Below are 5,000 nucleotides of genomic sequence, written 5' to 3'. Positions count from 1 at the left end.
GCCTCCATCACGGCCTCCGCGAGCGTCGGGTGGGTGTGGACGGTGGCGGCCACGTCTTCGAGGGTCGCGCCCATCTCGATCGCGAGCGCGACCTCCGCGATCAGCTCCGACGCCTCGGGGCCGACGATCTGCCCGCCGAGGACGAACCCGGTCTCCTCGTCGGCGACGATCCGGGCGAACCCCTCGGTGTGGCCGGTCGTCATCGCCCGGCCGGAGGCGTTGAACGGCATCTCGCCGACGACGGGATCGAAGCCGGCGTCCTCGGCCTCGGCCTCGGTCATCCCCACCGTCCCGATCTCGGGGTCGGTGAAGACGGCCGCGGGGACCGCCTGCCGGTCGAGCGCGGCGGGTTCGCCCGCGATCACCTCGGCGGCGACGATCCCCTCGTTCGAGGCCGCGTGCGCGAGCATCGGGTCGCCCGCGACGTCGCCGACGGCGTGGATGTGCTCGACCGCCGTGCGCGTGCGATCGTCCGTCTCGATGAAGCCGCGGTCGTCCGTCTCGATACCGGCGTTCGCTACGTCGAGGCCGTCGATGACTGGCTGACGGCCGACCGCGACGAGGATCTTGTCGACGCCGTACGTCGACTCCTCGCTCCCTTCCGTCTCCGTGTGGAGGAGGTAGCCGCCGTCGGGCGCCTCGGACCACTCGCTCGCCCCCTCGCCGAAGTTGAACTCGACGCCGAGCTCCTCGGCGCGCTCGCGGACGACCCGCTTCACGTCGTCCTCGTAGGGGTCGAGGATGTCGTCGAGCATCTCGACGACCGTCACGTCGGCGCCGAGCTTCGCGTACGTCGTCGCCAACTCCATCCCGATGTAGCCGCCGCCGACGATCCCGAGCCGGTCCGGGACGGTGTCGGCGTCGAGCGCGTCGGCGGAGCTCCAAACGTGGTCCTCGGCGAACTCGAAGCCGGGGATCTGGATCGGACGCGAGCCGGTCGCGACGACCGCGTGTTCGAACGAGAGCGTCTCAGAGCCCTGCCCGTCGCCGCCGTGCGCGACGCGGACGGTGTCCTCGCCGACGAACGAGGCGGTCCCCTCGATCAGGTTCACGCCGTTCGCCTTACAGAGCTTCTCGACGCCGCCGGTGAGCCGGTCGACGACGCCGTCTTTCCACTCGATCATCTTCCCCATGTCGACGGCGGGGTCCGCGTGGACGCCCATGAACTCCGCGTTGCCCGCCTCGTGAGCGAGCCCGCTCCCCGTGATCAGCGCCTTCGAGGGGATACAGCCGCGGTTGAGACAGGCGCCGCCGTAGGCGTCCTTCTCGACGAGGGTCGTGTCGAGCCCCTCCTGTGCGGCGCGGATAGCGGCGACGTAGCCGCCCGGCCCCGCGCCGATGACCAGTACCTCCGTTCCCGTGGTGACATCTCCGACGACCATTATTCGTTGAGTAACAGCAGGGGGTTTTCCAGGTGTTCCATGACGGTGTTCGCGAACTCGGCCGCGACCGCGCCGTCGACGACGCGGTGGTCGATCGATAAGGACAACGGGAGCGTCGGCGCCGGGACGACCGTCGAGTCGTCCGAGTCGTCGAGGAACTCGGACGCGACGTCCGCGTGGTCGCGGACGACAGGGCGCTCCTCGATGGCCCCGAGCCCGAGGATCGCGGTCTCGGGGTAGTTGATGATCGGCGTGGCGTACTCGCCGCCGATCGCGCCGAAGTTGGTGATAGAGAAGGTCCCGCCCTTCATTTCGGCCGGTTTGAGCTTCCGCTCTCGGGCGCGCGAGGCGAGGTCGTTCACCGCGTCGGCCAGCTCGAAGAGCCCCTTCTCGTCGACGTCCTCGACGACGGGGACCATGAGCCCCGCGTCGGTCGCGACCGCGATACCGAGGTTGTACGCGCCTTTCAACACGATCTCCTCGTCGTCCTCGCGGAGCTCGCTGTTGAGGTACGGGTACTCCTTCAGCCCGGCGACGATCGCCTTCATCACGAACGGCATGTAGGTGAGCTTCACCCCCTCGGCCTCGGCCGTCGGCTTCAGCTTCTCCCGCGCCTCCACGAGCGCGTCGACCTCGGCGGTGTCGTGGTGGGTGACGTGCGGCGCCGTGTACTTCGACCGCTCCATCTGCTTGCCGATGGTGCGCCGGACCCCGCGGTAGGGGACGGTCTCGTCGCCGTCGGCGGTCGCCGCAGGCGCGTCGGCGCCGTCGTCCGAGGGGCGGCCGACCGTCGCGGCGGCCGCGCCGCCAGCGTCGACGTCGACCGGTTCCGGCTCCGGGGTCGACTCGGCCGACTCCAGCGCGTCGGCGTACGCGTTCACCGCTTCGGCCGTGACGAACGCCTCGCCGTCGCGGGTCTCGTCGGTCGGCACGTCGTCGAGGTCCACGCCGCGCTCGCGCGCGGCCTTCCGCGTCGCGGGCGTCGCGAGCGTCGTCTCGCGGCCCGCGGGCTCGGGGCCGTCGGCGGGGGTCGTCGAGGCCGAGACGGCGGAGTCGTCGTCGCCGCGCTTGCTGACCGCGGACGTCCGCTCGCCCGACCCGACGTCGGTCGGCGTCGGCGCGGGGCGTGGCTCGGTCCCGGCGTCCGCGCTCTCCTCGGGAGCGGATCCGGCGTCTCCCTCGGCGTGCGCCCGCACGTCGGCCTCGCTCACGCGACCGCCGGGGGCGCTCCCGTCGACGGCCGCGACGTCGACGCCGAGTTCGCGGGCGAGCCGGCGGGCCGACGGCGGCGCGAAGGTGCGTCCGGCGGGCGTGTCGGGCTCGGCGTCGGCCGCCTCGGTGGTCGGCTCCGACGCCGACTCGTCGGGCGAGTCGGGCTCCGGCTCCGGTTCGGCCTCCGCGTCGTCGCCGGCGGCCGCCTCGCCGTCCTCGTCGACGCGGAACGAGATGATCACGTCGCCGACGGGGACCATCTCCCCCTCCTCGGCGAACAGCTCCTCGACGACGCCGTCGTAGCTCGACGGCACCTCGACGAGCGCCTTGTCGGTCTCGACCTCGGCGACGGGCTGGTCCTCCTCGACGCGGTCGCCGGGCGCGACCAGCCAGCTGACGAGTTCGCCCTCCGCGACGCCCTCGCCGACGTCGGGCAGTTTGAACTCCTCGACCGTCATTCGTCGCCCCCCTCGGCGGTCGGGCGTCTCCCCTCTGCCGTCGTGCGCCGGTCCTCGGCGTTCATGGGTGTACCTCTGCCGGACATCTTAAAATTCGACCGCCTCCAAGATTCCGTCCTCGATGCGGGCGGCGGACGGGAGGTAGTAGTCCTCCAGCGCGTACAGCGGGTACGGCACGTCGAAGCCGGTGACGCGGCCGATCGGCGCCTCCTGGTACAGCAGCGCCTCCTCCTGAAGGATCGCCGTGATCTCGCCCGCGAGCCCGCCGGTCTTGGGGGCCTCGTGAACGACGACCGCGCGACCGGTCTTCTCGAACGCCTCGACGACCGCCTCGCGGTCGAGCGGGGAAATCGTGCGGAGGTCGACGACCTCGCACTCGATCCCCTCCTCCCCGAGCGTCTCGGCGGCCTCCAGCGTGGGGCGAGTCATCGCGCCGTAGGTGAAGACGGCTACGTCGTCGCCCTCGCGGCGCGTGGCCGCCTCGCCGATGGGGACCGTGTACGGCTCCTCGGGGACCTCCTCGCGGAACGCCCGGTAGATCAGCTTCGGTTCGAGGAATATCACCGGGTCGGGGTCGCGGATCGACGCCGCGAGCAGCCCCTTCGCCTCGTACGGCGTGGAGGGGATGACGACCTTCAGCCCGGCCTCGTGGGCGTAGAACGCCTCCTTCGACTCGGAGTGGTGTTCGGGCGCGCGGATCCCGCCGCCGTAGGGGGCACGTAGCGTCATGGGGAGCGTGAACCGCCCGCGGCTGCGGGTCCGGAACCGCGCCATGTGCGAGACGATCTGGTCGAAGCCGGGGTACATGAACCCGGAGAACTGGATCTCCGGGACCGGTCGCATCCCCATGGCGGCCATCCCGACCGCGGTGCCGACGATGCCCGACTCGGCCAGCGGCGTGTCGATCACCCGGTCGCCGCCGAACTCGTCGAACAGGCCCTCGGTCGCGCGGAAGACGCCGCCGTTCTTCCCGACGTCTTGCCCCATCACGACGACGTCGTCGTCCTCGCGCAGTTCGGTGTGTAGTCCGTCTCGTATCGCCTGTACCAGCGTGAGGTTCTGTGTCTCGGTCATTTACTCCTCCAGGAACGCCGCGTCGCCGCGCTCGTCGCGCAGAGCGGCGAACTCCTCGTACTGCCGCTCCAGCTCGGGCGGAAGCTCCGCGTACGCGTGTTCGAACAGCTCGCGCGGGTCGGGGCGCGCCATCGATTCAGCCTCGTCTATCGCGTCCGCGACCCGGGCCTCGACCGTCGACTCGATCTCCGCGACGCGCTCGTCGTCGAGGACCCCTTCGTCCCGGAGGTACGACTCCAGCCGGTCGATGGGGTCCTTCCGCTTCCAGCGCTCAACCTCGTCGTCGTCGCGGTAGACGGTCGGGTCGTCGGCGGTCGTGTGCGCGCCGAACCGGTACTGGACCGCCTCGATCAGCGTCGGCCGCGGCCGGTCGGTCTCGGGGTCGCGCGCCTTCTCTAAGGCCGCTTCCGTGACGCTGTACACCGCCAGCGGGTCCATGCCGTCGACCTGAACGCCGTCGATCCCGTACGCCTCCGCCTTCTGCGCCAGGGTCGCGCTCCGGGTCTGGCGCTCTCGCGGAACGGAGATCGCCCACTGGTTGTTGTTACAGAAGAAGACGGTCGGCGTGTCGAACACGCCGGCGAAGTTGATTCCCTCGTGGAAGTCGCCCTCGCTCGTCGCGCCGTCGCCGAAGTAGCAGACGAACGCGTCGTCCTCGCCGCGGAGCTTCGAGGCCCACGCGGCGCCCGTCGCGTGGGGGATCTGCGACGCGATGGGGACGGCGACCGGGAAGACGTTGACGTCCGTCGGCGCGTTGTTGCCGTCCTCGTGACCCATCCAGTAGAGCAGGGTCTGTTTCAGCGGGAGCCCATGGACGAGGGCGGCGCCGTGTTCGCGGTACGACGGCACCATCCAGTCGTCGTCGTCGAGCGCG

Annotated in this window: 4 protein-coding genes; all 4 read right to left on the bottom strand. The window is 70.9% G+C overall.

The window, feature by feature from the left end:
• Positions 1-1,382: dihydrolipoyl dehydrogenase (lpdA, locus tag B9G38_RS14165; protein WP_086220794.1), on the bottom strand; the 1,382-nt coding region annotated here is incomplete at its 3' end.
• Positions 1,382-3,052, bottom strand: coding sequence for a 2-oxo acid dehydrogenase subunit E2 (locus B9G38_RS14160; protein ID WP_086220793.1), 1,671 nt, complete (start codon positions 3,050-3,052; stop codon positions 1,382-1,384). The genes lpdA and B9G38_RS14160, both read right to left, overlap by 1 nt.
• Before the next feature lie 87 nt (positions 3,053-3,139).
• Positions 3,140-4,126, bottom strand: coding sequence for an alpha-ketoacid dehydrogenase subunit beta (locus B9G38_RS14155; protein WP_007345778.1), 987 nt, complete (start codon positions 4,124-4,126; stop codon positions 3,140-3,142).
• On the bottom strand, positions 4,127-5,000 hold an 874-nt coding region (locus tag B9G38_RS14150), incomplete at its 5' end, for a thiamine pyrophosphate-dependent dehydrogenase E1 component subunit alpha (protein ID WP_086220792.1).

This window comes from Halorubrum sp. SD612, assembly GCF_002135005.1.
This window is presented reverse-complemented; position numbering and strand designations above follow the sequence as displayed.

Bases quoted from the DNA above. Each gene is read 5' to 3' on its own strand.
- B9G38_RS14155 (WP_007345778.1), bottom strand. From the start codon at position 4,126: ATGACCGAGACACAGAACCTCACGCTGGTACAGGCGATACGAGACGGA.
- B9G38_RS14160 (WP_086220793.1), bottom strand. From the start codon at position 3,052: ATGACGGTCGAGGAGTTCAAACTGCCCGACGTCGGCGAGGGCGTCGCG.